This window comes from Methylovulum psychrotolerans (assembly GCF_002209385.1).
GTDB classification, from domain to species: Bacteria; Pseudomonadota; Gammaproteobacteria; order Methylococcales; family Methylomonadaceae; genus Methylovulum; species Methylovulum psychrotolerans.
Map to the genome: position 1 here is coordinate 3,219,208 of NZ_CP022129.1, position 23,697 is coordinate 3,242,904.

Genomic DNA, 23,697 nt, shown 5'->3' on the forward strand with positions numbered 1-23,697 from the left:
CACCAACCTTGGAATAGCCACTTGCTTAACACTGCTTACGAGCCGCCCCCAAACCGCCCAACCAGCGGGCAACCGCTGGGTAACCGCCGCCTTAACCGTTGGCAAAACTATTTATGGGGCATCGCCGCGCCGTTTATCTGCACCTTGGTCGATTGGCCATTACGGCATATTTTAGGCCCGGCCAGTATTCTGATAACGTATCTGTTAGGGGTGTTTTTGGTCGCCAGCCGCTACGGGCGGGGCGCGTCGATCATCGCGTCGTTTTTAAGCGCCCCGGTGTTTGCCTTTTATTTTGCCCACCCGATATTTTCCTTCGCCATCAATGACCTGGAAAACATCATCGGTTTGGCGGTCATGATTGTGGTCGCCAATGTCACCAGCAATTTTTTAGAAAGCCAACATCTGCAAGCCGCACTCGCGAAACAACGGGAAAAACGCGCCAATGCCTTATACCGATTAAGCCAAGCCCTAGCCGACGCACCCGACCAACAAGCCGTCGCCATTATTGCCGTCAACCATATCCATGAAGATTTTGCCGCCTGTTCAGTGGTGGTGTTTGCCGACAGTAACGGGCAACTGCATTACCCTTCAGCCCGGCCATTGGCGCACTCGCTACGCGGAGCCGATTTGGCTACCGCCCAACAAATCTACACACGCCAGCAACCCGCCCAGCTATCCCCAACGGCAAAAACCTGTTATTACCTCTTAGAACGCCCACAGCTTATCCAAGGGGTACTGGTCATCCAAGCCAGCAGAGCGTCTGGCCTGAGCGACCGCGAAGCCGTGACATTTTTCGACACCTTCAAAAACCTGATTGCCCAAACCCTAGAACGCCTGAGGTTAACCGAACAAGCCCATAAAGCCAAACTACAGGCCGAAACCGAAGCCTTACGCAATGCCCTGTTAAGTGCCATCTCCCACGACTTACGGACACCCTTGACCCATATCATCGGCGCCAGCACCGCCTTAGTGGAAAGCCGTGGCGATTTTTCCCCAGCCGAACAGTTGGATTTTAACAAAGTGATTCTTGACGAAGCCCTGCACATATCAGAACTAACCAGTAAAATCCTCGATATGGCCCGGCTGACAACAGGCGAGATTATCCTGCACAGAGAATGGAACGCCTTGGAGGAAATTGTCGGCAGCGCCTTAAACCGATTGGAAAAAAACCTCGGTGACCGCCCGGTCACGATTTGCCTGCCGGATGACCTGCCGCTGTTATGGATAGATGCGGTGTTACTTGAACAGGTTTTGGCCAACCTGATCGAAAATGTCATTAAATACACCCCGCCCAACAGCCCTATGGACATCAGTGCCGAACGCTTGGCCGCTTCAATAACCGTCACGGTATCCGACTACGGCCAAGGCATCCCGAAAGGCATGGAAGAAAAAATCTTTGCTAAATTTTATCGGCTGGAATCGGATTCCCTACAAAGCGGGGTGGGCTTGGGGCTAACCTTGTGCCGGGCAATTATTGAAGCCCATGGCGGCACCATCTATGCCCGCCAACAGAGTCCAGGCGCGGCCTTCGTCATAGAATTGCCCGCCCACCAGCAACCGCCGCTAAACTGGCATGAAGCCTTGGATGCCTGATGAACAAAACCGCCCCCTTAATCTTGGTGATAGAAGACGACCCGCAAACCCGCCGCTTGCTGAAAACCAATCTCGGCAACCGGGGCTGGCAAGTGCTGGAGGCTGAAGACGGCAAAACTGGTATTGCCCATACCAAGACCGCCCACCCGGATTTGGTCATCCTCGACTTAGGCTTGCCGGATATAGACGGCATTTCCGTCACCAAACGCTTACGGCAACTGGCCGACCTGCCGATTTTAGTGCTGTCCGCGCGTAGCCAAGAACAAAACAAAATCATGGCTTTAGATGCCGGAGCCGACGATTATCTGACCAAACCGTTCAGCATCGGCGAACTGCACGCCCGTCTGCAAGCCCTGCTGCGGCGGGTCAACCGGGCGGCGGGTTGCTTGGCGATATTCCAAGCGGGCGAACTGCAAGTGGATTTGACCCGCCGCAAAGTCTTTCTGGGGGCAACCGAAGTGCATATAACGCCCATCGAATACCGCCTCTTAAGCATCCTGATCCGCCACGCGGGCCTGGTCGTTACCCATAGGCAATTGCTGTTGGAAGTCTGGGGGGCTGAGCATATCAATGACCAACATTATTTGCGGATTTATATGGGGCAACTGCGCCATAAGCTTGAAGCCAACCCCGCCCGCCCACGGTATTTGCTGACCGAGGTTGGGGTGGGTTATCGGCTGGCGGATGATGGCAATGAGGACGGAGGCTGACAATGTTAATGGGCTAGTTTGGCGTTTGCCCAGCAGATGCAAACGGCTAAACCACGGTAATTCTCTCAACAGTGTTGAGAATTATCCATTGCCTTGATAAGGCTCAAAAAAACGGCTTCATGCCCCAGCAGTTTTGGGAAAAAAATGTATATTATCCAGAGTGCTAAGCGGATTCATTATTCTTCTTGTAACGCTAACGCTTTGCTTAATAAGCCGAGCTGTACCATAAGGCTATCCCATTCGCGTAGGGTGGTTTCGGTATATCCTCTCTTGACTATTCCATCAACCATATAGACTTTAGCATAAGCCATTGCACTATTAGCTTTAGATTGCACAGCATAGCCGCCAGCGCGTAAAAATGCTAAAATTGAAAATCTATCCGTTATTTATCAAAGGAAAACATGAGCCAAATCACTATTGAGCACAACCCTAGCGAAGAACGTCTGCAAGCTTTAGGCGTGGCGGGCTGGTCTATCTGGGAAAAAGAAATCTCCACTTTTCCTATCGACTTTGACGAAACCGAGACTGCCTATATATTAGAAGGCGAAATTATCGTCACTCCGGCTGGCGGCGAACCCGTGCGCATTTTGCCCGGCGACTTGGTGGTGTTCCACGCCGGTTTGGACAGCCATTGGGAAGTGGTCAAACCTTTGCGTAAGCACTATAGCTACGATTAGGCCAACGACGCTTTAGCATCCTAAAAAGGCATCTTACGGATGCCTTTTTTATGGCCGGACACTCGGTTTTTAAGGCAAAACGGTGACCTTTAAAAAAGTATCGCCCCGATAACTTGAATATTAATAGTTGCTAATATAAAATCCTTACTATCATTGGGTTATTTGTGCCTGATGCTTAGCTAAGACCCTGTCGTCTGAGGAGATTTTATGTTTGCCAATAATAACAATAACTATTCCCGCCGCCGTTTTCTAAGCCATACGGGTTTGGGGATGCTGGCGTTTGCGGGTATGCCCAACCTGTTACAGGCAATGGAAGGTATGCAAGCCATGCCGAAAATGCCGCCCCGCCTCGCCAACCCGCAGTTTAAACCCGATGTCGAAATCGAACTGTTCTGTAAACCTGCCGCCGTGGCGATTTTAGTCGGCCAACAAACCCAAGTGCTGCAATATACTGCCCGTTTGCTGCAAGGCCCTAAGGATACCTTGACGGAAATCGCCGGATCGTATTTAGGGCCGATTATCCGCCTGCATAAAGGCCAAAAAGTCCGCATACTGTTACATAACGGCTTGTCCGAAACGACGGTGACACACTGGCATGGCCTGCATGTCCCTGCCGAAATGGACGGCCATCCGCTTTACGCCATTGCTCCGGGCGAAAAATTAGTCTACGAATTTGAGGTGCTAAACCGTGCAGGGCTAAACATTTACCATCCGCACCCGCATGAAAACACCGCGAAACAGGTTTACCACGGTTTGGCGGGGGCATTAGTGGTGAATGATGACGAAGAAGCCGCCTTAGGCTTACCCTCCGGTGATTATGAAATTCCTATCGTTATTCAAGACCGCCTGTTCGATGCGCAAAACCAATTGGTATATGTCCGCCATCAGCATGACCGGATGACGGGGTTTTATGGCGACCGCATATTGGTTAACGGCAAAGCGGATTTTCAGTTGGATGTGGACAGCCGGGCTTACCGCTTGCGGTTTATGAACGGCTCGACAGCTCGGATTTATAAACTGGGTTGGGATGACGGCACACCCATCACCGTCCTCGGCGTGGACGGCGGGTTGCTGGAACAGCCGGAAAACAAACCGTATATAATGCTCGCACCCGGCGAGCGCCTGGATGTTTGGGCGGATTTCAGTGGCCGCCCCGAAGGTTCGCAACTGGTGATGCGCAGTTTGGCGTTTAGCGGCGTGTTGCCCAGCATGGGCATGATGATGCAACGTGGCGGCTTGGCGGTGGGTAGCGAGTATCCTATTTTTACCGTTAAAGTCACGCGTAAAGTCAGTGACAGCCCTAAGCTTCCCCATACTTTAGCCAAACCGCACCGTTACGCTATCGCCGACACCGCAAACCCCAACCGCCCTGTACCGATAGCCATTACCGAAGCCCACATGGCGATGCTGTTGAATGGCCGCAGTTATGCTTATAACGATGTCCAAGACAGTGAGCGCATTCCGGTCAATACCGTGCAATTGATGGAAATTTTTCATGCCCATGGAGGCGGTATGGGGATGTCTGAGGCAAATCCCAAGCAAGCGGCAGACCATCAGAATGGGGGCATGGGTATGATGGGTCACGGTATGGGTGGGATGCGGCAGGGCGGCATGGGCGGTGGTATGGGTATGATGATGTCAATGGCGCACCCTATCCACTTGCATGGGCAAGCGTTCACTATCATCAGCCGCACTATCGCCACTGGCAATGAAGAGCATTATGCCACGGTGCGCGATGGCTTTATCGACAACGGCTTAAAAGATACCGTGTTGGTGATGCCCGGCGAAACCGTCCGAATCATTAAACCGTTTCAGGATTTCAAGGGCGTGTTTATGTACCATTGTCATAACCTTGAACATGAGGATATGGGCATGATGCGGGATTTTTTGGTGGTGTAAGCTAACGCTAAGCCTTTCACAAAGGCAGTTGTTGCGCCAAAAGTTGCAAAGGGTTCCCAATATTTAGCCCGTAGGCATTAAGGAAAATGGTGCAACCGAAATTACTGCTGACCGTACCATCAGCAGGCGTGTTAGCTATCGCCTGCTGTTTAAGCTTGCGTAATTGTGCGGCGTTGTCGGGGTGGGTAAGCATGTAACTGCCACCCGCACCGCAACAAATGGCGTTATCGGCAAGGGGGAGGACAGTTAAGCCGGGGATTTTTTGTAATAGCTTATAAACATTTTGCTGGTTTTTCAGGACATGGCGTTGGCTGCATGGTTCATGTACGGCGACGGTTTGCCCTAAAGGCCGTAACTGTAAACTATCCGGCCAGTGTTGCAATAAAAAAGCGTTAATGTCCTGCAAACGGTGCTGGAATTGCCGGGCGGCTTCGCTGTCGGCACTTTTGTAGCTGTCTAGCATAGCGCCGCAACCGCTGGCGGCATAGACTACGGCATCGACAGCCAAGGCGTTAAACACTTTAAGATTTTGTTCTATAAGGTCGGTGGCGTAAGCGCCATTATGCTGGTGTATCGCCCCGCAACAAACTTGTTGTGCAGGAACGGTAACATCGTAGCCAATGGCATTCAATAACCGGGTAGCGGCCTGCAAGGTAGTACGGTCAAAATACTCGGCCAGACAACCTGTAAATAGAGCCACCGTACCGCGTACGGGTTGTGGGCTAGGATAATAAGCTTTCAGCGGTGTGAGGGCAGGCGGGGTTAAGAGGCTTTCTGCGTTGCGGCAACCGAGCGCGTCAAGCAGGCCGCTACGGCGCAACGGTTTTTGCAGGCCGGATTTAAGGTAGCCGCTTAGCAACGGCAGCAAACGGTTGCGCCAAGCTTTATGGGCGATAAACCAAAAAGCCAGTTTTTTTTGCCAAGGCGGCGTTTTTGCCAAGAGGGCTTGGGTTTGGTCGAATAAGTCGCCATAAGCGACCTGGCTGGGGCATATCGCTTCACAAGCGCGGCATTGTAGGCAATTGTCCAAATGTTCGCGTTCTTGGGTGCTGATGGTTTGGTTTTCGACGGTTATTTTGCTGATGGTACGCAAACGCTGACGGGGGGTTTCTTCGTTGATAGACTGTAAACGGAAGGTGGGGCAAGTGCTGACACACAGCCCGCAACGTAGGCATTCGCCAGCATCGGGGATGTATGGCCCGGAAGTTAGGTTGGCCGGGTTAGCGTTAAAGTCCATAAATTCAAACACGTCAGGACTCCATGACGGTGCTATAGGCGCGGCGTAGCAATTCCATTTCCGCAGGTGGCCTGCCGCGCAGTTCAGGCAAAGTCCGCAATTGGCAAGCACGGCTTTGCAGCAACTTATGGGGAGGGTCGAGCAACATGAACCGCGCCATGTAGACGGTGATGATGCCGTTCGGGGTGTCAATCTGTACGCTAAATTCGGCTTCTGCGTGTAACAGATCATTATCCAGTTGTAACTGTTGGTTAATGTTCTGGATAAGTGCCGAAGGGTGGACGCTGACTTTGCTGTCGGTATACTCTTCAGGTTCTAAAGCACTGGATAGCGCAGGTAACGGCTGGGGGAAACACACACTGCCATTGCTGTGCTGGACAAACAGGGTCAAGGCGCTAATGTCGCCTTTGTAGTAAAGCAAGAGACGGTAGTTGCTAAAGGGGTTATTGCTATTCATGGTAAGCCTAAGTCAGATTGCCGTAATTGTCCCATAATGGCTTATAACTGCTGTCCAGCCTTGATAGGCGGCTATGGATTTCTTCCAAGAGCCTATAGCCAGGAAAACGGCTGGTGTTGCCTGCTTTATACCAGTTGTCCATCGCTTCTGTCAGGTGGTTTTTCTCAGCCGCACAAGCGGCTATTTGTTGTTTTAGCCAAGCCATGCTATTGCTTGGGCTCAGATCGGCAATACGGTAACGGACAGCGTTGTGAAAAATCCGTACACCGCCACCTTGGGCGGCGGTATGGTAAAGGGCGTTGGCATCAATAATGTCCACACCCGCAAGATAATCAATGCCGAATTCATGCAGCTGCGGCAACCAAGGCGTAGTTGACCCCATTAATACCGTTTTGGCGGTGGCGGACAGTTCGGCCAAACGCGGAAAGGTTTTATTGGGGATGGAACTGGCGGTTAAAAACACCCAATCGGCTTTCGGCAAGATAAATTCGCTGGCGGCATCGGGCAAGTCGCCCGCCACGGGTTGTTTTTCCAATACGGTCAGATGAAGTTGTTCCTGATAACGTTCGATGCCAGGATAATGCCCGACCACTACCACATTTTGCCCTTGCAGTTGCGGTAAAAAATGCTCGAATACGGCAAGGTTAGGCTGCTCCTGCTGTTCCAGCAATACTGATTCTGGCAATGGTTTGGCGTTAATGCAGCTGTTAATCGCTGCCATCGCCACAGTCGCTTTATAGGGCTCCCAGTCCGTAACCCATGCCGCTAGGTCGGTTATGGGTTTGCCTGTCAAAGTACCCGACCAAGGCAGGGTACGGGTTGCAATAGCCGGACTCATTGCCAGGCCGCTGGTGCCGTTTTGGCTTTGGCATACTGTCCATACCAAACCTATCATCAGCGTGTCGACGGTGACATTGCTATTGCACTGGTCTACCAGCAGTTCATAAATCCGTTGTCTGGGGTTCATACGTTTTTTGTCATTGGATATCAGGCGGTTTTTTTCTGCGGTTGGTTAAAACCCACCACTTCCAACCAATCTTCTATGTCGGCATTAACAATTTCTAGGCCGACTTTTTTACAGAAGCGCACTTCCTTATCGGTAGGGTTTTTATTTAATATCCAGCCTTTGTGTTCAGCCCCGTCTCTGATAATGTCGCTCATGACCATACGTTCGGAGTCACGGTTCAGGCGCATTCCTAAAAAGAGATATTGCTTGTCTTTGCGGTAGTTTTTAAGGAATTCAGGGATGGCGAAACCGCCCATTAATTCGGTGATGTAATCGACATAATCGGCGTCGGAAGCGACATAATTGCCTTCCGGTTTGGGTGTGCCCATCGGTTTGAACAAAATTGGGAGGGTCGGATCGACTTGTTCTTGGGGAATCTCAAAATATTCTTTGCCGTCGAAATGGTAAATCCGGTAACGGTATTGGCTGGCGGTAATTCTGGCGACCCCGACAATTAAAGTATGTTCTTCGTTAGAATAGCTTTCTTGTAATTGCGTATCGCGGTTTATGTCGATGACGTAGGTAGGTTTCCAGTGCGCCAACCAATCGTGGGTTGCTGCGCGGGTCCATTCGGTTTGGCCATAGAGTCTGGTTAGAAATTGGCCAAGGAAGTTACGGCCTCTTTTTAGTTCCAAATTCATTGCAGCTCTAGGGAATTCATACATCAGTTTGGGTGCCATGGGTCGGCCGTCATTCATTGCCAAAATGAGACTGTCGCTGTCGGCAGGCATAGCTTGTCCTGTCAGTTTGTTTTTGGCATCGAATAAAACGCCTGGGCCTAGGTAAGGTATGATTTTATTCTCGTAAAGACCGTTTAACAGTTCGGCAAAAATTGCTGAGGACATGGACAATTCCTTTATTGATTAAATATAAAGGATCTATGCAATTATTAATCCAAGTTTGATATTTTTTATATTAAATGTTAACTAATTGTTTTAATTTAATTATTAAATTTAGATAATGCAGACGGTAAATAATAGGATTGTGGTTTTTATGACAATGTTATTTTGGCGTTGAATTTCTGACAAATTTGGTTTTTTGAGTTTGACTGTATTTTTTGGACGATTGTTAATGTCAGTCGCTTTTGGAAACATGGAAATGTTGTGAACATGATTTTTAAATGGGTGTCATTTTGTTTTGCATTGCCGAGTGTTTTTGGGGGCTTTTTTTGTGCTTTCCGTTTAATTCCCTTTAAAAGGATAAATAAGGAAAAGAATAAAGAAGGAGGTCTAAAAAAATAGCAATTTTTATTATTTAAATCATATAGTTATAATTTCACTTGCGACCTATACCTACCGACATCTGCGACCTATACCTACTGCCTACGGGTTACCTGCGACCTATACCTACCGCCTTTTTACCCAGTTGCGACCTATACCTACCGCTACTGCGACCTATACCTACCGCCTTTTTTATCTGTTGCGACCTATACCTACCGCCTCGGCCTGTGGATAACTTTTTTTTCCGGCTATTTTTTCCTGCTTTTTACCCAGTTGCGACCTAAACCTACTGGGTTCTGCGACCTATACCTACTGCCTCCATTTTTTGCTGGCGGCTTTTTTTGCTTAAACGTATCCATTTTTTTGTGCAATTTTTAGGGTTAGGGGATAGGTTTTGCCGTTATGCTGAGTTCGTCGAGAAATTGGTTTACCCAATGGCCTACGCGTGGCAAGCAACCGTTTAGTGAAGCGTGTTTTTCCGGAATTTTAAAAAAATCGGGTTCGTGCAGATAAGGATTGCTGATTTTGCCGACATCTAGGGCATCGTGGCTTAGGTCTACTATGCGCCCGTCGATTATATTGTATTGGTGCTGGTAATTGCCGTGGATTTCCCCACCGAATAGTTGGTTCATGAATAGGCTTCCGTATTTGCATGAGCCTGATAGGTCTTTTGGCGGCAGTTTTTGCCGTTCATTGGCTTGCTCACACCATTTGCGGAACACAAAAGCTTTCGCTAAGGCGAAGTTTTCATAAGAATAATCTATTTGTGCAGGTTTGCTGCTTGTCCAATCGGTGGTCATTTTAGGGAGTCTCCGTTAATGGTATGCCCTTCAATGGTTAATTGTTGGGGATGTTGGCTAGGATTTTGTTTTTATTTGAGTTGCGACCTATACCTACCGCTAGGGTTGGTTTTTGCCGTATTTTACAGATTGTTGTTTTTGATTGAGGGGTTTCCTTTAGTTGCGACCTATACCTACTGCCTTAGTGGATTTGATTTTGGCGGTTTATTCTTGATTTTTTCTGTAGTTGCGACCTATACCTACTGCCCTTGCTGTTCTGTTTTGTCTTTTGAATCTTTTTGGCGTTTATTGGCAGCTTTGACATCTTTGACAAATTCCGGATGTGGTGACAGTGAGTATTTGATGTCAAGGATTTTGTTTTTTTCCCCCCGAATATCTTCTAGTTTGCTGAAGGCGGTTAGGGCGTGGTTGTTGATCAGCTCCGCCAAGGCATCTTCAAATTTTCTTACCGCATCATTGGTGCGTTTATATTCTAAAAGTCCGCTGTCGCGCCGGATGGTTGATAGCCATATCTGATAAGGGACAGTATAAGACGCGTTAGTGTAGTTGTGTGAGAGCTTTTTATGTATCCAACGCGCCAACTGAGTGCTGTGTGACATCATTTGGTGATAGTTAAATTGACGGAAGCTAAGGGAATCTATGCTTTGGGTGACTAATGGATGGAAATGGGCCACCCATTTGGCGGTTGGGTCGTCTTTTATCTGTTCTTTTGAGACAGCCGCTAAGGAGGGTAGGTAGTTGGTTTTGGCAAAGCCTTTGCCGTCCGGCAATAAAATTTCGATGTGGCTACCCGATAAAATATTTAGGCTTTTGACAATTTCGTAATAGGAGCGGGAGTGGCCGCGTTTTTTTAGTTCTGTCCTTAATAAATGTAAAGAAAAGACCACGCCGCTTTTAAATTCCGGTTTGTCAAAAAAGCCGCGTTGTTGTTCCGAGGCGATTTTTCTTAACGCATCTTCCACGAGTTCTTCATTGGCGCTGGGGTAATAAGCCTTATCTATATCGTCTTCGCTGTCGATAATGGCGGGTGTGACCCGGATTTTGTATTCTTTATGCCGATAAACAAAGGTTTTTTCCAGACGCGGCAGAAAGCCTTCTTTTGTCCTTAAGCCGTTCATAGCCTGTTGCGATATGGCAAATTTAGGTAAGCTGTCCCACAGTTCTATGGTATTGGACAGCTTATCTTTTTCATCATGGGTGTTGCATAGGAAAGTTTGGAACAGGTCAAGTTGGTCGGACTTAAAGGCGTTGGAAGAAGGTAAGTTGATATCGCCTTTTTCTTTAAGTAAAACCATACTTTTTTTCGAGCTTTTGCCCGGTTTTTCAGGAGGGGTACGCGATGTTTCTTTTTGGGTGGGCAAATTTTTTGGCATTTTTTTTCTGGAGTCGGATGACATTTTTTATGCGCCCATTGTAAGAAATGTAGCAGTGGAAGTGAAGTGTAGCAAGTTGTTGCCGGATTAAACAAACTTAAATCGGGTCATGGTATGGCGTGGCGGATGATTATTCTATTTATTGTAATAATATATTGTAATTTGTGGCTATTCTTATTTTAAATGAAATTTAATACAGTATGTCTACCCGAACTGAATCGGGTCACTATTATCAGTTAACCATTAAATATTATAGGAATCCTATCATGAGCCGTATCAATACCGTCACCAAAGAAACTGCCGATGCCGAACAACAGGCTTTATTTACGGCTATCCAGGCTAAATTGGGTATGGTACCTAATTTCTTAAAAATACTGGCCAATTCCCCTGCGGCTTTGCGGGCTTTTTTGGGGCTGCATAGCATCGCCAATGAAGGGAGCCTTGATCCGCAAACCCGCGAGCGTATTGCTTTGGCGGTGGCGCAACAAAATGCCTGCGATTATTGCGTGTCCGCACATACCGCCATTGGCCGTAAAGCAGGCTTGGACAATGCCGAGATCCATGCTAACCGTAGCGGTACTAGCCATGATGCCAAAGCGGCCGTAGCGGTTAAATTTGCCCGCTCTTTGTTGGAAAACAGCGGTGAAGTCACTACTGCGGAAATCATTGAGGCCCGTGCCGCCGGGTTTTCTGATGCGGATCTGGTTGAGATCATCACCCATGTGGCGATGAATATTTTTACCAATATGATCGGTAAAGCTAGCCATGTCGATATTGATTTTCCTAAAATTGATCTGAAGCTTGTGGCTTAAGCATTTTTGACCCATGCCAGGGCTACTTTGAGTAGCCCCGGTTTTTTTAGGAGAATAGCGATGGCTATGGCTTTTTCGGAAATAACGTTTACCCCTAGTGTGAAAGCGGCTCAGAGTTTATACGGTAGCCGAGCCAAAAATAGCCGCTTTGAGGTTGCTGAGGAGCAACGCAATGTCTTAACTGAAGCGGAGATGGCGTTTATTGCCCAACGTGACAGTTTTTATCAAGCCACCGTTTCCGAAACGGGTTGGCCTTATGTACAGCATCGCGGTGGCCCGGTCGGTTTTTTAAAAGTGCTGGATGGGCGAACTATCGGTTTTGCTGATTTTCGCGGTAATCTTCAATACATTAGTGTCGGCAATCTTATGGCGAATGACCGTATTTCGCTGTTGTTTATGGATTATGCCAACCGTAGGCGGTTAAAGCTGTGGGGTAGGGTGCGTGTCGTCCATGAGCAGGATGATCCTAGCTTGCTCGCCCGTTTAGAAGTGCCGTCTTACCGCGCTAGGGTAGAGCGTGGTATTGTCATCGAAGTCGAGGCCTACGATTGGAATTGTCCGCAACATATCACACCGCGTTATAGCAAGCCCGAAGTGGATAGCTTGCTTGCGCCTTTAGTTGCGGAAATTGCCGACTTAAATGCGCGGTTGGCGGCGATGGTACATTTATCAGGCAGTGATTTAATTGGGTAATGTCATGATGACATTAAACGCATTTTCTAAATGCCGCCCTATCTCAGGTTAACTAGAGTCATTTTTCGTTGGGTTTTGCGTCATTATTGACCTGCTCCGGCGACTATAATCCTTAGCATCTCATTTTTCTGTCAATTTATATGTATTTATCCTGGTTTTTCCTGCGATTAAGTAGACAATAAATGCCCTGATCTGGCATTATGGGCAGTTCAATAAACCTTGTCTCCGACAAGGTTAAGAAACTCTTACAGTAAGGTAAAGAAACCACCATGAGTACACTCCCCCCCTGCCCCGCCTGCGCTTCAGAATTCACTTATGAAGACGGCAGTATGTATATCTGCCCTGAATGCGCCCATGAGTGGCCGCAAGACGGCAGCGCTGAAGACAGCAGCGACAGCCGTGTTATTAAAGATGCCAACGGTAATGTCCTCCAGGATGGGGATAGCGTCACCGTCATTAAAGATTTGAAAGTGAAAGGTTCGTCGTTAGTCGTGAAAGTCGGCACTAAAGTCAAAAATATCCGCTTAGTTGACGGTGACCATGACATCGACTGCAAAATCGACGGTATTGGCGCGATGAAGCTTAAATCGGAATTTGTTAAGAAAATCTGATGTTGTTGGCTGTTTGTTTGGTTTACCCAAGATGTGGGGTAAGCCTAGCCAAATGAGGGCTTGGAGCGCGGGCATCTTGCCCGCGCTCCAAGGGCGAAATAGTCTTATGATAAGACTCGCCAAGATTATTTTATGCATGTCCTTTAGTTTTCGTTACCATAGCATTTGCTATAGTCGATGCACAGGTCGCAAGAGGGTACGCGGCATAAGTACAGCCCTTCAGATTCGCAGAGCTGTTTGTAGAGGAATTTCTTCCATTTCATATCTTTAGTATTTTTTGCCGCCAAGTCGGGGAAATTATACTGTAACAAGGCGCTCAGTTGCGCCCTATTCCATAAGCCCATGTCTTGCCAGAGATGGTCGCTGCCAAGGCAGGCGGCGACAATGATGTCGGTGATGATGCCGCTATCCTCGGCAACGGCGTAGTGCGCCAATAAGCCGACCAAATCGTCTTTTTCCAGCATCCGGCTGAAATCTACGGGGATACCTGATGGGGCTTGTTCGGGTAAGGCCGCATCAGGAAAATAGTGCTGTTTTAAGTGTTTGAATTGCCCTGCCGATAAGCCGAAATAATCCGGTAGCGCACCTTTGCCCTGCCACCAACTCGCCAGCATATAAGCTAGCCACTCGCCGTTAGGGGTGGGTAAAGGTCGGGTGGTCAGGTCTTGGTAAACGCCAAAGACCGGGTCTTCAGCTCGTCGTTGCGGCAGGGCAGACATGCTTAGTACTCGACTAAGATGTCTTCGTCTCTGACGATCATCTGGCAAGCCAAACGCCAAGGTGACGGTAAGTCATCGACAATCATTTGTTCCAGCTCTTCTTTGGTGATTTTGCCATGCTGTCTCAGAATGGACTTTTCTTTTTCGGTTAAAGGGCCGCCCATGCGTCCGGGTTTTTTGTCGACGCTGGTGACTTTCACTAAGCAAGTGCCGCAGTCGCCGTCTTCGCATTCAAACTCGATGGGGATTTTGTTTTCGCGGGCCAGCTTTAATAAGCTTTGGGTGTGGCTGCCCGCTACCGCATAAACGGTTTTGTCTTTATATTCAGGATTGGAAAAGGTAACTAAGGCCATGATCTTCTCTTTAAGTAAAGGGTTATCAAACAGGTTTGACGCAGATTTTGCCGCCCAGCACTTGGGCTTGGCAGGCTAGGCGGTTGTGTTTGCCCGCCATATTTTCGCGTAATACCTTGTCTTCCAGTACTGACGGCTCGGTCAGGTTGTTCCAGCCATCGGTGACTTTCATAATGCAAGTACCGCAATCGCCTTCGCGGCAACCATAAGTGATGCCTGAGCCAACTTTTTCGGATATTTCGATAATGCGCGTACCAGCCGGTGCGGAGACAGTGATGTTAATGTCTTCAAAGGTAATCGTTGCTTTCGCCATGGGTGTTGCTCCTGTGGGAGGTTGTTAATATTATGGTTACTATGCCAAATCCGCCATATCGATGACCTTGCTTTGCCTTAAGCCGTTAAGTTCTTGCGCCAACTCGCGCCCGAAGCCCCGGCACAGCTCAATTTCTTCATCGGTGGGGATCAGTTTTATGCGCAGCCCTGGCACGGGGACCCGCAGTTTTAGGCCGCGTAAGCGGTCTTCGACCATCTTGACGGCTTCGCCAGTCCAGCCGTAAGAACCGAATACGCCACCCACTTTCGATTTGAGGTTAATCACCACCAAAGATGACAATAAGTCCCAAACCGGCTTGACCGCGTCGCCGTTAATGGTGGGGGTGCCGAAGACGATGCCGTCGGCCCCTTCGATCAGATCGACAAACGGGGCAAGTTCGCTACCTTCCAGGTCATACAAGGAGACCCGGACTTGGTCTATGCTCATCGCACCTTCGTATATGGCTTCTGCCATCCGCCGCGTATTGCCATAAGAACTGATGTAGAAAATCAATAAGGTTTTTTCGCCGTCGTGAATGTCGCTGTGCAAAGCGGATTGCGACAGTTCGCGGTAACGTCGCACATAGCGGTGCGGGCGGTCACGCAGTAACGGCCCATGCGCGGGGGCGATGTTGGTCAGCGGCAATAACGGCTCTATCAAATCCAATGCCCGGTTCACATAATCTTTGAAAGGGCGCATGATGTGCGCGTAGTAATATTCAAACGAGAAGCGGAAGTCGCCGACTTCATCGTTAAACAAGCGGTTATCACAAAAATGGCAGCCGAATACATCACCGGAAAATAAGGTGTTTTCTTCCGGCAAATAAGTGCATTGGGTATCGGGCCAATGCAGATAGGGGGTATGCAAAAATTGTAGCGTCCTATCGCCCAGTGTTACGCTGTCGCCCGTCAAGACAGGGGTATAAGCAAGGTCATCTTGCTTGAGCAAGGCCTTGACCATGGTTTGGGCTTTTTGCGAGATGTACAGGCGGGCTTGCGGGGCGCGGCGCATCAGTTCCGGCAAAGCTCCGGTGTGGTCGGGTTCCAGGTGGTTTAAAACGATGACGCTGATTTCGTCATAACAGGCAACGGTTTCCAAACGGGCAAAAAAATCGGCGGCAAAGTTTTCCTTCACCGTGTCGATAATGGCGACTCCGGCACTGCCCCTGACCAGATAGGCGTTATAACTGGTGCCGTTGGCGGTTTTCAGGATAATGTCGAAAGTTCTTAAGTTCGGGTCTAATGCACCTATCCAATGGACGCGCTCAGATAAAGCCACTGCTTGGGGAATACCGCCGAGGCTGAGTATCGGGGGCTTATTCATGGCGGCAGGTGGGCTGTGCCGCCGTTTTGGCACAGCTTTGCAGGTCTTGCGAGGTGTCGGCACTGGCTAAGCCTAGCCAAGCGTCAACCTTCGGTAAGTCAAACCCCGCCATTAAGGTATCGCCGACCTGCATGAGCGGGCGGCGTATCAGTAACGGTTGCGCGACCATAAAGGCCAAGGCAGCTTCGCCACTGAGGCCACCCGGATCGATTTCGCGGTTTTTGATGGCAGGGGCGCTGTAGTTAAACCAATCACGCACCGGCAAACCGGTAAAAAAAGCGCGTAACGTTTCTGGCCGCCAAGCTTCGGTCAGCAGATTTTTGGCAATGACCTGATGGCCTGCGGCCACCAGCATTTGCTTTTGCCGCGCGTTGCTTGCGCAACCGGGTTTTTCGTAGAAAATGACCGTAGCCATTGCCAAATCCTCAGTGTGATTGCAACTCGGCCATCGCTTCCGCCATTTTTTCCGGCGGAATTCCGGTCAAGGAGCCAGGCGGGTTAACCGCTTCGCCCTGGGCATTTAAAATCGCGCCTTCAATCGGACAAATGCTCGCGCATTGATAGACGGGAAAGTCCCCTTCACATTCGGTGCATTTGTTGGGGTTTACCTTAAAATGTGGTTTCGCTTCGTAAATGGCTTTACTGGGACAAACCGGTTCACAGGCAAAACAATTCACGCAAGACTCTATGATTTTTACAGCCATAACCAGCTCCTTAAGTTGGGTTTACCCCAAGTTTTGTCTAGTACGCGGCCGGAAAAATGTTGGGCTGCCAAACAACCTACAGCCCAACGTTACCCCCCACGGTACACTTAACTGTTAAGCGCTCGCCCGCATTGCTTCGGGTTTAGCGTCTAATTTGCCTGCCGCCGCCATTTCTTTGTAAACTGCCATAACGGCCTCTTCGATAGGCTCCATAGCATGTTCGCCGTTCGGCATGATGCCGGCGTTTTCCAGCAACTCCCACGGTTCATAACCGACTTTGGAGCATAACACCGCCTCGCAACCTTCCAACGTCCGCACTGTCCGCTGTAAGACACTTTCGCCGTCACCACAAGTGCTGTCGCCGCCGCAATATTGGTCGGCTTTACGGTGGCTGATAAAACGCACACCATCGGGCGAGGCCTCATAAATCAAAAACTCTTTGGCATGACCGAAATGGACGTTAATGACCCCCTGCCCGCTGGTCGCCACCGCCATCAGCACCGGACGGGTCGCTAATTTAGGTTCGGCTTTAAATTGCGTCGATTTCTCGGCCTTTTCCAAACGCTTGCTGTCCATTTCCGCTTGGATTGCTTGATGGATGACTTTGCGTTTTTCCATCGCTGCCTGATAATCAATCTCCATTTCTTCAATCTTATCCAAGGTAAACTCATCGCCCCGGTCTTCGCCCAGCAAGCCCACCGCGTCAGCACGGCATTGGCGGCAGTGGCGCATCATGTTCATGTCACCGGAGCAGGCATCTTGCAGATCCTGCAATTCGTCATGCGTCGGGCCACGTTGCCCCATTACGCCGTAAAATGTGCCGTGTTCGGCTTCGGCAATCAGCGGCATAACGTTATGCAAGAATGCGCCCTTAGATTTGACCACGCGGCTGACTTCCGCCAAATGCTGGTCATTGACCCCTGGGATCATCACTGAGTTGACCTTAACCAAAATGCCTTTGGCGATCAGCATTTCCAAACCTTTTTGTTGCTGGTCAATCAGAATCTTCGCGCCTTTTTTGCCTTTAATGCGGCGGTTATTCCAGTAAATCCACGGATAAATTTTCGCGCCGATTTCAGGGTCTACGCAGTTGATGGTAATGGTGACATGGTCGATATTGTGTTTGGACAACTCCTCTACGGCATCAGGCAAGGCCAAGCCATTGGTGGAGACGCACAATTTAATGTCCGGTGCTTCTTCGCTTAAGCGACGGAAAGTCTCAAACGTACGCTCTGGATTGGCTAACGGATCGCCGGGGCCGGCAATACCTAACACGGTCATTTGCGGAATGGTTGCCGCTACGGCCATAGTTTTTTTAACGGCCTGATCGGGGGTTAGCAATTCTGACACCACACCTGGACGCGATTCGTTAGCACAATCGTATTTGCGGTTACAATAATGGCATTGGATATTACAAGCAGGTGCTACCGCAACGTGCATACGCGCAAAATAGTGATGGGCATCTTCGGAGTAGCAGGGGTGGTTTTGCACCTTCTCGCGGATTGAATCGGGCAGTGCATCCATTTGATTTTCGGTAGTACCGCAAGAACTGGCAGAACAACCACTTTTAGCCGCAGGGGCTTCGTTTAAGACGGGCAATTGCATGATAATGACCTCGTGAAATGTATTTACGATAGGTCAAAGCATACGCCGTGCCAAAGTCGAAAAATATTTTAAGCTAATGATTTTATTTAATTATTTTTTGTTTTCTGCACGTTCAATAAGAGATTGTCCTAAATATGACAGCCATCTATTAAAGTTTTGTCGTGAATGGCACAATGCACTCTGGGCAAGCTTAGCCCGCAAGTCGGCTATCAAAAGCTTACGCGTTTAACAGTGCCATAAAGTTGGATGGTTTCAGCTTATTGCCGACAGCCTTAGCCCTATGCAAGCACTAGGTTTTGCCCAGTAATGGCGGCTTGTTTAAGTGATATTTAGGGGCTAAATGGCAAAGACGCATATAGATAGCGGTTTTAGCGGTTTTTGAAATATAATGTGCCTTTACCTACAGAACTAAACGCTACAGCCGCCGCCTATAAGATTTATAGGGTGTTTTCTAAATGGTGCCGATGCTTTTTAGGTTTCCCGTAAACAAAAAAACAGCAGGGGCAAGAGCTGCTAGGTTTGCTGTATCTTAAACGGCTAAGCCGTTTTTACTCTACTACTCATTATTGAATTTGCTATGATTGAAATTGATACAAAAAAATTGGTAATTGGCATGTATGTGGCTCGTCTTGACCGGCCTTGGCTGGAAACCTCTTTTTTATTCCAAGGTTTCCGCATTGAAAACAATCATCAAATAGAGCAACTGCAAACCTTTTGCAAAACCGTTAAGATAGATGAAGAGCAAAGTTCGCCCTTAGTATCCTTTGAAGCCTTTAAGCCGTCGACAGGCCGCCTTAACGGCACACCGCCGCCGCCCACCGCCGCCCCGCAAGACCAAAAAGCCCGCTTTTATGAGGACATGGCGCAAGCGAAATCGGTTTATGACAACGTCTCCGGTTCCTTAAACAAAGTCCTGACGGAGTTTCGCCTCAATAACTACATTGCCATACCCGAAGTTAAATCTTGTGTGCAAAGTGTCATCGGCAATATTATGCACAATCCTAATGCCTTGGTGTTGTTAAGCAACCTGCGCTCAAAGCATCAGCATTCCGCCAAACATAGCGTTAACACCTGTATTTACGCGACGCTATTTGGCCGTTATTTGGCGTTTAACCCGGAGCAACTGGCTACTTTAAGCACGGCGGCTTTACTGCATGATGTCGGCGAAATAATGCTGCCTAAAACGATTGTTGACAAAAAGCCTGATGAGTTGACTGCGGAAGAAATTGCCCAATTGCAACTGCACACCCAATACGGCGCGGACATGCTGCGTAAAATTACTGAGCTGCCTGCCGAAGTGGCCGAAGTGGCCCATTCACACCACGAAAGAATAGACGGCAATGGCTATCCGCGTGGCCTAAAAGAGACTGAAATTACGCTAATGGCGAAAATAATCGGCATTATTAATGAGTATGAAAGGCTGACCAATAATCCTAACCCTAAGCTGCAATTATCCAGTTCTGATGCGCTAAAGGCCATTTATGCCCTGCGTGATAGCTGTTTTGACGCTGGCTTGGTCGAAGGCCTTATCAAATGCTTAGGGATTTATCCGATCGGTAGTGTTGTGCTACTGAACAATGGCTCTACGGGCATCGTTATCGGTATGCGGCAGGACAATCACTTATTGCCGACAGTGATGATTATCCGTGATCCGACGGGTGAACTGCGCCATCCGCCCAAAGCCATTAACCTTGATAAATTCAGGGATAAGGAAGGTAAGCCGATATTGTTGATCAGTAAGGTGCTTGAGGTTAACAGTGTCGATGATGACCTGCGTGACTATATTTTGGCGGAACTGGTGACAAAAAATAAGCCGATGTAAATGTTTGGCTGCGGATACGCTGACCGCCAAGCTTTACTGCCGCGCCGTGGTTATAAAAAACCCATCAAGCAAAAAGTGCTATGGGGTTTTATCTTGGCTTGGCAGTTTTGTTAAGCGTCCTTGTCCCTCTTAAGGTCTGCTTAATAGCCAAACCTTCCAGAGGGGCCGCGATAACTGTCGTGGGTGTCGTGGTCGGCAATTAGGCCTAGCCTTTTCGTGACTTCACGCTCCCAGGAGTCCGGTCTCTTACTGCCATTAGCTATAGTGAGCAAGGCGTAGCGGATTAGGTCTTCCGCCGTATCCGCCAATACGGGCTTGCCGCTACGTTTATGGAGTTTCAGCATATATTCAAATTCGCGGAAAATGTCGTCGTCAATGTGGATTTGCATTATTACACCTATTGAAGTTTTTTAAAGAGGCTAAGCGTTTTTGGCAAAGCTTAACATTCGGCACTATTTTTATCCATAAGAGGACTGCTGGGGTCTTAGCTGTCTGGTGACTTATGTTGGTTGATGGTTAGGGGGGGCATTTGCTGTCCGGCCTTTTATCAAAGGTCTTCCGGTACTGTTCTCCCAGCCGGATGGTGAAAATGATTAGCTAAAACGGTAGTTATTGGCTGATAATAGCCTTTCCGCCCCCCTCACCTACTACTTAAGGTCTATTGTATGAACAAGATTGCCCTGCTTGCGTTGCTGATCCTGCCCTTACTTGCCCATCAGGCATACGCCACTTGCGATAAGCCGACTAACGATTTTGAGGGCATCTATTGCCTTGACAAAATTTATTTGGCGGCCGACCAAGAGTTAAATGATGTCTATAAAAAACTGAGAGGGCAATTGAACGCGGCAGGCAAAGAGGCGTTAAAAGCCGGGGAATTAGACTGGATATCCAGCCGCAGCAACCAATGTTCACACCATCAGGAAGGGGAATTTTTTGTTAATTTGGATTGCGCTACCAAAACGACGGTTGATCGCTTGCGCTTTTTGCAAGACCGTCTCCGCGAATGCACCAGCTCCGGTTGCCAAAATAGCAAGTTGTAAGTACTCTCCCCTATGCTGATAAAATGTCCTTACGGCTTATGTGTACTTGGCTTAACCCTGTTACCCGTCTTGCCAAGCTTTGCGAAGCCGCCTATTGTGGCGATTGATGCCGGGCATTCCATCGCCCATTCGGGGGCGACCAGTGCGTCCGGTAAACCTGAGTTTGATTTTAACGCCGCACTGGCCACCATTTTCAGCAATTTTCTGGCAGCACAAGGGGTGCAGGTCATTAAAATAGGCCATGATGGTATGATGGCAGATTTGCTGCAAAGGCCACAACTTGCCAATGCCGCAGGGGCGGATTTTTTCTTGTCCGTACACCATGACTCCGCGCAACCACGCTACTTTAGGCCTTGGCAATGGGAAGGTAAAACGTTACAGCATACTGACCATGCCGCCGGATTTTCTTTATTTGTCTCCAGAAAAAATCCCCATGTCGCCGAGAGTCTGCGGTGCGCCTCGGCATTGGGCAAATCCTTGCGACAAGCAGGCTTTTATCCTTCCCAACATCATGCCGAAGCGATTGAAGGCGAAAATAAATCCTGGGCAGACCAAATTAACGGCGTATTTTATTACGACAATCTAGTGGTGCTAAAAGCGACGGTTATGCCTGCGGTCTTATTAGAAGCGGCGGTTATTGCTAACCGCCAAGACGAAGACAACATCACCAAACCGCAAGTCCGCCAGCAAATGGCGGTAGCGGTCGCCAAAGGCCTGTCGGCGTGTGGTGTCCTGCCGCCATCCCACTAAGAAACGGACACGGAATAACACGGACAAAGGCTAGGCGGTACAAGCCTTGGGTCGCGGGCGTTTTATCCACCAGGCCGTGCAGGTTTTTATACCCCTTTCTAACAGCCTATCCCATTAAGGACATCGTTATGCTGAAAAAACTCTTGCTAACCCTGTTAGCCGTTCTGGTCATTTTTGAAGAATGGTTATGGGATATCCTTACCGCAACCGGACAATGGTTAGCCCGGATACTCAATTTGGAGCGGTTCGACCAATGGCTGATGGCCGCACCACCATCACAAGCCATGTTAGCTTTATTAGTGCCCGTGCTGATAGTCACCCCTATCAATCTGTTCGCGCTCTTTCTGCTGACCCACGGGGCTATTTTAGAAGGTATTCTTCTGGAGATTGCCGCCAAATTATTGGGTACCCTTTTAGTGGCACGGGTATTCAAACTAGTGCGCCCCGCCTTGCTCACTTTTGTATGGTTCGCTAAGCTGTACAGCACTATTGTCGGCCTGCTGCAATGGGCGCATGAGCTGGTGCATAATTCCGCTCTCTACAAGCTCAGCGTTAAGGTAAAAACGGCAATCAAACAGCAAATCGGGCTATTTCGGAAGTATCTTAAGGCGTTTTTCAACTAAGCCTTATCCATCAAGTACGGCTATATTGAAACGCTAGGAAAGCCCAGATAACCGCTCCAAAGCAAATTTTTACGTTATGTTGAACGTATTGTATTGTCACAATGGCCTACACTGCTTTCTGCTGTTGCGCGTAAGCTTCAATAATAGCCAGAATCATAGGCCCAAACCGCTCTTTCAGTTCAGCACAACGTGTTGAGTTGATTAATTCCACGCCTTTGCGCTCGCTACGGATCAGACCTGCTTCGCGCAAGATACGAAAATGTTGGGATAAGGTGGATTTAGGCAATAACCGCTTTTGAATGGTTAAAAACGTCGAACAGTTTTTAGCGCATTCCGCAGTGGCCAGATCAGCGTAGATTTCTATACGCACAGGATCAGAAAAGGCATGTAAGATGCCTTCGACAGTGACGTCTTCTATAGGTGGGTGATAAGGGGTTCTCATAGAGCGGATCATACCACACTTGACAGCATCGCTTAATAGTTCCATAATTCCGAACTAATGAATTAATCAATTCATTGCGGTAATCTAATCTTTCAATCTATAGGGGTGTTTTATGAGCAAGCTTTCCGGAAAAATCGCGGTTATCACTGGCGGCAACAGTGGTATTGGCTTAGCGACCGCTAAGTTATTTGCCCAAGAGGGCGCTACCGTCATTGTCACTGGGCGTAGGCAAGCGGAACTCGAGGCGGCTGTTGCTGAAATTGGTCATAATGCCGTTGGTGTCCAAGGTGACGTGTCAATATTGGCCGACCTTGATAAGCTCTATGCCGAGGTCAAAACTAAATTTGGCCATATTGACATCGTTTTTGCTAATGCGGGCATAGCTGAATTGTCCCCGATTGGTGCCGTGACCGAAGCGCATTTTGACAAGCACTTCGACATTAATGTCAAGGGCTTATTGTTTACTGTGCAAAAGGCCTTACCGTTGCTGGTGGACGGTGCTTCGGTCATCCTCAACTCGTCGATTGTGAATGCAAAGGGTTTTGAGGGCTTTGGTGTGTATTCCGCTACCAAAGCCGCCGTACGGTCTTTTGCACGCACTTGGACGGTAGAATTAAAAGCCCGCAAAATTCGTGTTAATGTCGTTAGTCCTGGCCCTATTGAAACCCCGATTTTTGACAAGATGGGCCTGTCGGTAGAACAGACCGATGCTATGGGAACGGCTATGGCAGGGTTGGTGCCTTTAGGCCGTTTTGGCCACCCAGAAGAAATCGCCCAGGCCGTGCTCTTCTTGGCTTCTTCTGACAGCAGTTATATTGCCGGCATTGATTTATATGTCGATGGCGGTATTGTCGCGGTTTAAAACCCAGTCCAACTAGACTGGAGCAGTTATGCAATAGCGCCGACAATTGCTAG

Annotated in this window: 28 protein-coding genes; 12 read left to right on the forward strand and 16 right to left on the reverse strand. The window is 48.7% G+C overall.

Going from position 1 to position 23,697, the window contains the following annotated elements; genetic code table 11:
- Positions 1-21 precede the first annotated feature (21 nt).
- Positions 22-1,593 carry a DUF4118 domain-containing protein gene (locus CEK71_RS14640; protein WP_088621637.1) on the forward strand — a complete coding sequence of 524 codons (1,572 nt, stop codon included), beginning with the start codon at positions 22-24 and terminating at the stop codon, positions 1,591-1,593.
- Positions 1,593-2,303, forward strand: coding sequence for a response regulator (locus tag CEK71_RS14645; RefSeq protein WP_088620076.1), 711 nt, complete (start codon positions 1,593-1,595; stop codon positions 2,301-2,303). The genes CEK71_RS14640 and CEK71_RS14645 overlap by 1 nt, the downstream gene beginning before the upstream one ends.
- Positions 2,304-2,479: 176 nt before the next feature.
- Here the strand turns inward: CEK71_RS14645 and CEK71_RS23945 are convergent, their stop codons facing one another.
- Positions 2,480-2,614 carry a hypothetical protein gene (locus tag CEK71_RS23945; protein WP_269766554.1) on the reverse strand — a complete coding sequence of 45 codons (135 nt, stop codon included), beginning with the start codon at positions 2,612-2,614 and terminating at the stop codon, positions 2,480-2,482.
- A gap of 90 nt (positions 2,615-2,704) precedes the next feature.
- Here CEK71_RS23945 and CEK71_RS14650 point away from each other — a divergent pair, with 90 nt between their 5' ends.
- Both CEK71_RS14650 and CEK71_RS14655 read left to right on the forward strand, forming a co-directional pair.
- Positions 2,705-2,980, forward strand: coding sequence for a cupin domain-containing protein (locus CEK71_RS14650; RefSeq protein ID WP_088620077.1), 276 nt, complete (start codon positions 2,705-2,707; stop codon positions 2,978-2,980).
- A 207-nt stretch (positions 2,981-3,187) separates the two neighbouring features.
- Entirely contained in the window at positions 3,188-4,879 is a 1,692-nt protein-coding gene (locus CEK71_RS14655; RefSeq protein ID WP_088620078.1) for a multicopper oxidase family protein, read from the forward strand.
- Between the two features lie 16 nt (positions 4,880-4,895).
- On the opposite strand, the gene CEK71_RS14660 is transcribed toward CEK71_RS14655, so the two are convergent.
- The 6 genes from CEK71_RS14660 to CEK71_RS14685 form a co-directional block, all read right to left on the reverse strand.
- Complete coding sequence (locus tag CEK71_RS14660) at positions 4,896-6,128, reverse strand: (Fe-S)-binding protein (protein WP_088620079.1); 1,233 nt, start codon at positions 6,126-6,128, stop codon at positions 4,896-4,898.
- A gap of 1 nt (position 6,129) precedes the next feature.
- Positions 6,130-6,573 (reverse strand): hypothetical protein, encoded by a 444-nt coding sequence (locus CEK71_RS14665; RefSeq protein WP_088620080.1) that lies wholly within the window; start codon positions 6,571-6,573, stop codon positions 6,130-6,132.
- A 7-nt stretch (positions 6,574-6,580) separates the two neighbouring features.
- Positions 6,581-7,540 carry a DUF364 domain-containing protein gene (locus CEK71_RS14670; protein ID WP_088620081.1) on the reverse strand — a complete coding sequence of 320 codons (960 nt, stop codon included), beginning with the start codon at positions 7,538-7,540 and terminating at the stop codon, positions 6,581-6,583.
- Between the two features lie 20 nt (positions 7,541-7,560).
- The gene (locus CEK71_RS14675) at positions 7,561-8,424 is read right to left on the reverse strand and encodes an SIR2 family protein (protein ID WP_088620082.1); all 864 of its coding nucleotides are present in this window, start codon (positions 8,422-8,424) and stop codon (positions 7,561-7,563) included.
- Positions 8,425-9,179: 755 nt separating this feature from the next.
- Complete coding sequence (locus CEK71_RS14680; RefSeq protein ID WP_088620083.1) at positions 9,180-9,599, reverse strand: transcriptional regulator; 420 nt, start codon at positions 9,597-9,599, stop codon at positions 9,180-9,182.
- A gap of 239 nt (positions 9,600-9,838) precedes the next feature.
- The gene (locus tag CEK71_RS14685) at positions 9,839-10,972 is read right to left on the reverse strand and encodes a replication protein (protein ID WP_088620084.1); all 1,134 of its coding nucleotides are present in this window, start codon (positions 10,970-10,972) and stop codon (positions 9,839-9,841) included.
- A 266-nt stretch (positions 10,973-11,238) separates the two neighbouring features.
- Here CEK71_RS14685 and CEK71_RS14690 point away from each other — a divergent pair, with 266 nt between their 5' ends.
- The 3 genes from CEK71_RS14690 to CEK71_RS14700 all read left to right on the forward strand — a co-directional run bounded on the left by CEK71_RS14690 (position 11,239) and on the right by CEK71_RS14700 (position 13,088).
- The gene (locus tag CEK71_RS14690) at positions 11,239-11,784 is read left to right on the forward strand and encodes a carboxymuconolactone decarboxylase family protein (protein ID WP_088620085.1); all 546 of its coding nucleotides are present in this window, start codon (positions 11,239-11,241) and stop codon (positions 11,782-11,784) included.
- A gap of 60 nt (positions 11,785-11,844) precedes the next feature.
- On the forward strand, positions 11,845-12,477 hold the full coding sequence (locus CEK71_RS14695) for a pyridoxamine 5'-phosphate oxidase family protein (protein ID WP_088620086.1): 633 nt from the start codon (positions 11,845-11,847) through the stop codon (positions 12,475-12,477).
- A 269-nt stretch (positions 12,478-12,746) separates the two neighbouring features.
- Positions 12,747-13,088 carry a zinc ribbon domain-containing protein YjdM gene (locus CEK71_RS14700; protein ID WP_088620087.1) on the forward strand — a complete coding sequence of 114 codons (342 nt, stop codon included), beginning with the start codon at positions 12,747-12,749 and terminating at the stop codon, positions 13,086-13,088.
- Between the two features lie 143 nt (positions 13,089-13,231).
- On the opposite strand, the gene CEK71_RS14705 is transcribed toward CEK71_RS14700, so the two are convergent.
- The 7 genes from CEK71_RS14705 to nifB form a co-directional block, all read right to left on the reverse strand.
- Complete coding sequence (locus CEK71_RS14705) at positions 13,232-13,807, reverse strand: nitrogen fixation protein NifQ (protein WP_088620088.1); 576 nt, start codon at positions 13,805-13,807, stop codon at positions 13,232-13,234.
- Between the two features lie 2 nt (positions 13,808-13,809).
- Positions 13,810-14,160: a 2Fe-2S iron-sulfur cluster-binding protein gene (locus CEK71_RS14710; protein ID WP_088620089.1), complete on the reverse strand. Its 351-nt coding sequence runs from the start codon at positions 14,158-14,160 to the stop codon at positions 13,810-13,812.
- A 25-nt stretch (positions 14,161-14,185) separates the two neighbouring features.
- Complete coding sequence (locus CEK71_RS14715; RefSeq protein WP_088620090.1) at positions 14,186-14,473, reverse strand: 2Fe-2S iron-sulfur cluster-binding protein; 288 nt, start codon at positions 14,471-14,473, stop codon at positions 14,186-14,188.
- Between the two features lie 39 nt (positions 14,474-14,512).
- Positions 14,513-15,796: an FprA family A-type flavoprotein gene (locus tag CEK71_RS14720; RefSeq protein ID WP_088620091.1), complete on the reverse strand. Its 1,284-nt coding sequence runs from the start codon at positions 15,794-15,796 to the stop codon at positions 14,513-14,515.
- Positions 15,789-16,211: an ArsC/Spx/MgsR family protein gene (locus CEK71_RS14725; protein ID WP_088620092.1), complete on the reverse strand. Its 423-nt coding sequence runs from the start codon at positions 16,209-16,211 to the stop codon at positions 15,789-15,791. The genes CEK71_RS14720 and CEK71_RS14725 overlap by 8 nt, the downstream gene beginning before the upstream one ends.
- A gap of 10 nt (positions 16,212-16,221) precedes the next feature.
- The gene (locus CEK71_RS14730; RefSeq protein WP_088620093.1) at positions 16,222-16,500 is read right to left on the reverse strand and encodes a 4Fe-4S dicluster domain-containing protein; all 279 of its coding nucleotides are present in this window, start codon (positions 16,498-16,500) and stop codon (positions 16,222-16,224) included.
- Positions 16,501-16,614: 114 nt separating this feature from the next.
- A complete protein-coding gene (gene nifB, locus CEK71_RS14735) occupies positions 16,615-18,105 on the reverse strand; it encodes a nitrogenase cofactor biosynthesis protein NifB (protein ID WP_088620094.1) in 1,491 nt (496 codons plus the stop codon).
- Between the two features lie 577 nt (positions 18,106-18,682).
- Between nifB and CEK71_RS14740 the strand changes: the two genes are divergently transcribed.
- Complete coding sequence (locus CEK71_RS14740) at positions 18,683-19,927, forward strand: HD-GYP domain-containing protein (protein ID WP_088620095.1); 1,245 nt, start codon at positions 18,683-18,685, stop codon at positions 19,925-19,927.
- Between the two features lie 140 nt (positions 19,928-20,067).
- Here the strand turns inward: CEK71_RS14740 and CEK71_RS14745 are convergent, their stop codons facing one another.
- On the reverse strand, positions 20,068-20,316 hold the full coding sequence (locus CEK71_RS14745) for a hypothetical protein (RefSeq protein ID WP_088620096.1): 249 nt from the start codon (positions 20,314-20,316) through the stop codon (positions 20,068-20,070).
- Between the two features lie 276 nt (positions 20,317-20,592).
- Between CEK71_RS14745 and CEK71_RS14750 the strand changes: the two genes are divergently transcribed.
- The 3 genes from CEK71_RS14750 to CEK71_RS14760 all read left to right on the forward strand — a co-directional run bounded on the left by CEK71_RS14750 (position 20,593) and on the right by CEK71_RS14760 (position 22,340).
- Positions 20,593-20,967, forward strand: coding sequence for a lysozyme inhibitor LprI family protein (locus tag CEK71_RS14750; RefSeq protein WP_088620097.1), 375 nt, complete (start codon positions 20,593-20,595; stop codon positions 20,965-20,967).
- Positions 20,968-20,979: 12 nt separating this feature from the next.
- Positions 20,980-21,717: an N-acetylmuramoyl-L-alanine amidase family protein gene (locus CEK71_RS14755; protein ID WP_088620098.1), complete on the forward strand. Its 738-nt coding sequence runs from the start codon at positions 20,980-20,982 to the stop codon at positions 21,715-21,717.
- Between the two features lie 128 nt (positions 21,718-21,845).
- Positions 21,846-22,340: a hypothetical protein gene (locus CEK71_RS14760; RefSeq protein ID WP_088620099.1), complete on the forward strand. Its 495-nt coding sequence runs from the start codon at positions 21,846-21,848 to the stop codon at positions 22,338-22,340.
- 106 nt (positions 22,341-22,446) lie between these two features.
- On the opposite strand, the gene CEK71_RS14765 is transcribed toward CEK71_RS14760, so the two are convergent.
- Positions 22,447-22,782 carry an ArsR/SmtB family transcription factor gene (locus CEK71_RS14765; RefSeq protein ID WP_088620100.1) on the reverse strand — a complete coding sequence of 112 codons (336 nt, stop codon included), beginning with the start codon at positions 22,780-22,782 and terminating at the stop codon, positions 22,447-22,449.
- Positions 22,783-22,894: 112 nt separating this feature from the next.
- Here CEK71_RS14765 and CEK71_RS14770 point away from each other — a divergent pair, with 112 nt between their 5' ends.
- Positions 22,895-23,644 (forward strand): glucose 1-dehydrogenase, encoded by a 750-nt coding sequence (locus tag CEK71_RS14770; RefSeq protein ID WP_088620101.1) that lies wholly within the window; start codon positions 22,895-22,897, stop codon positions 23,642-23,644.
- The last annotated feature ends 53 nt before the right edge of the window (positions 23,645-23,697 follow it).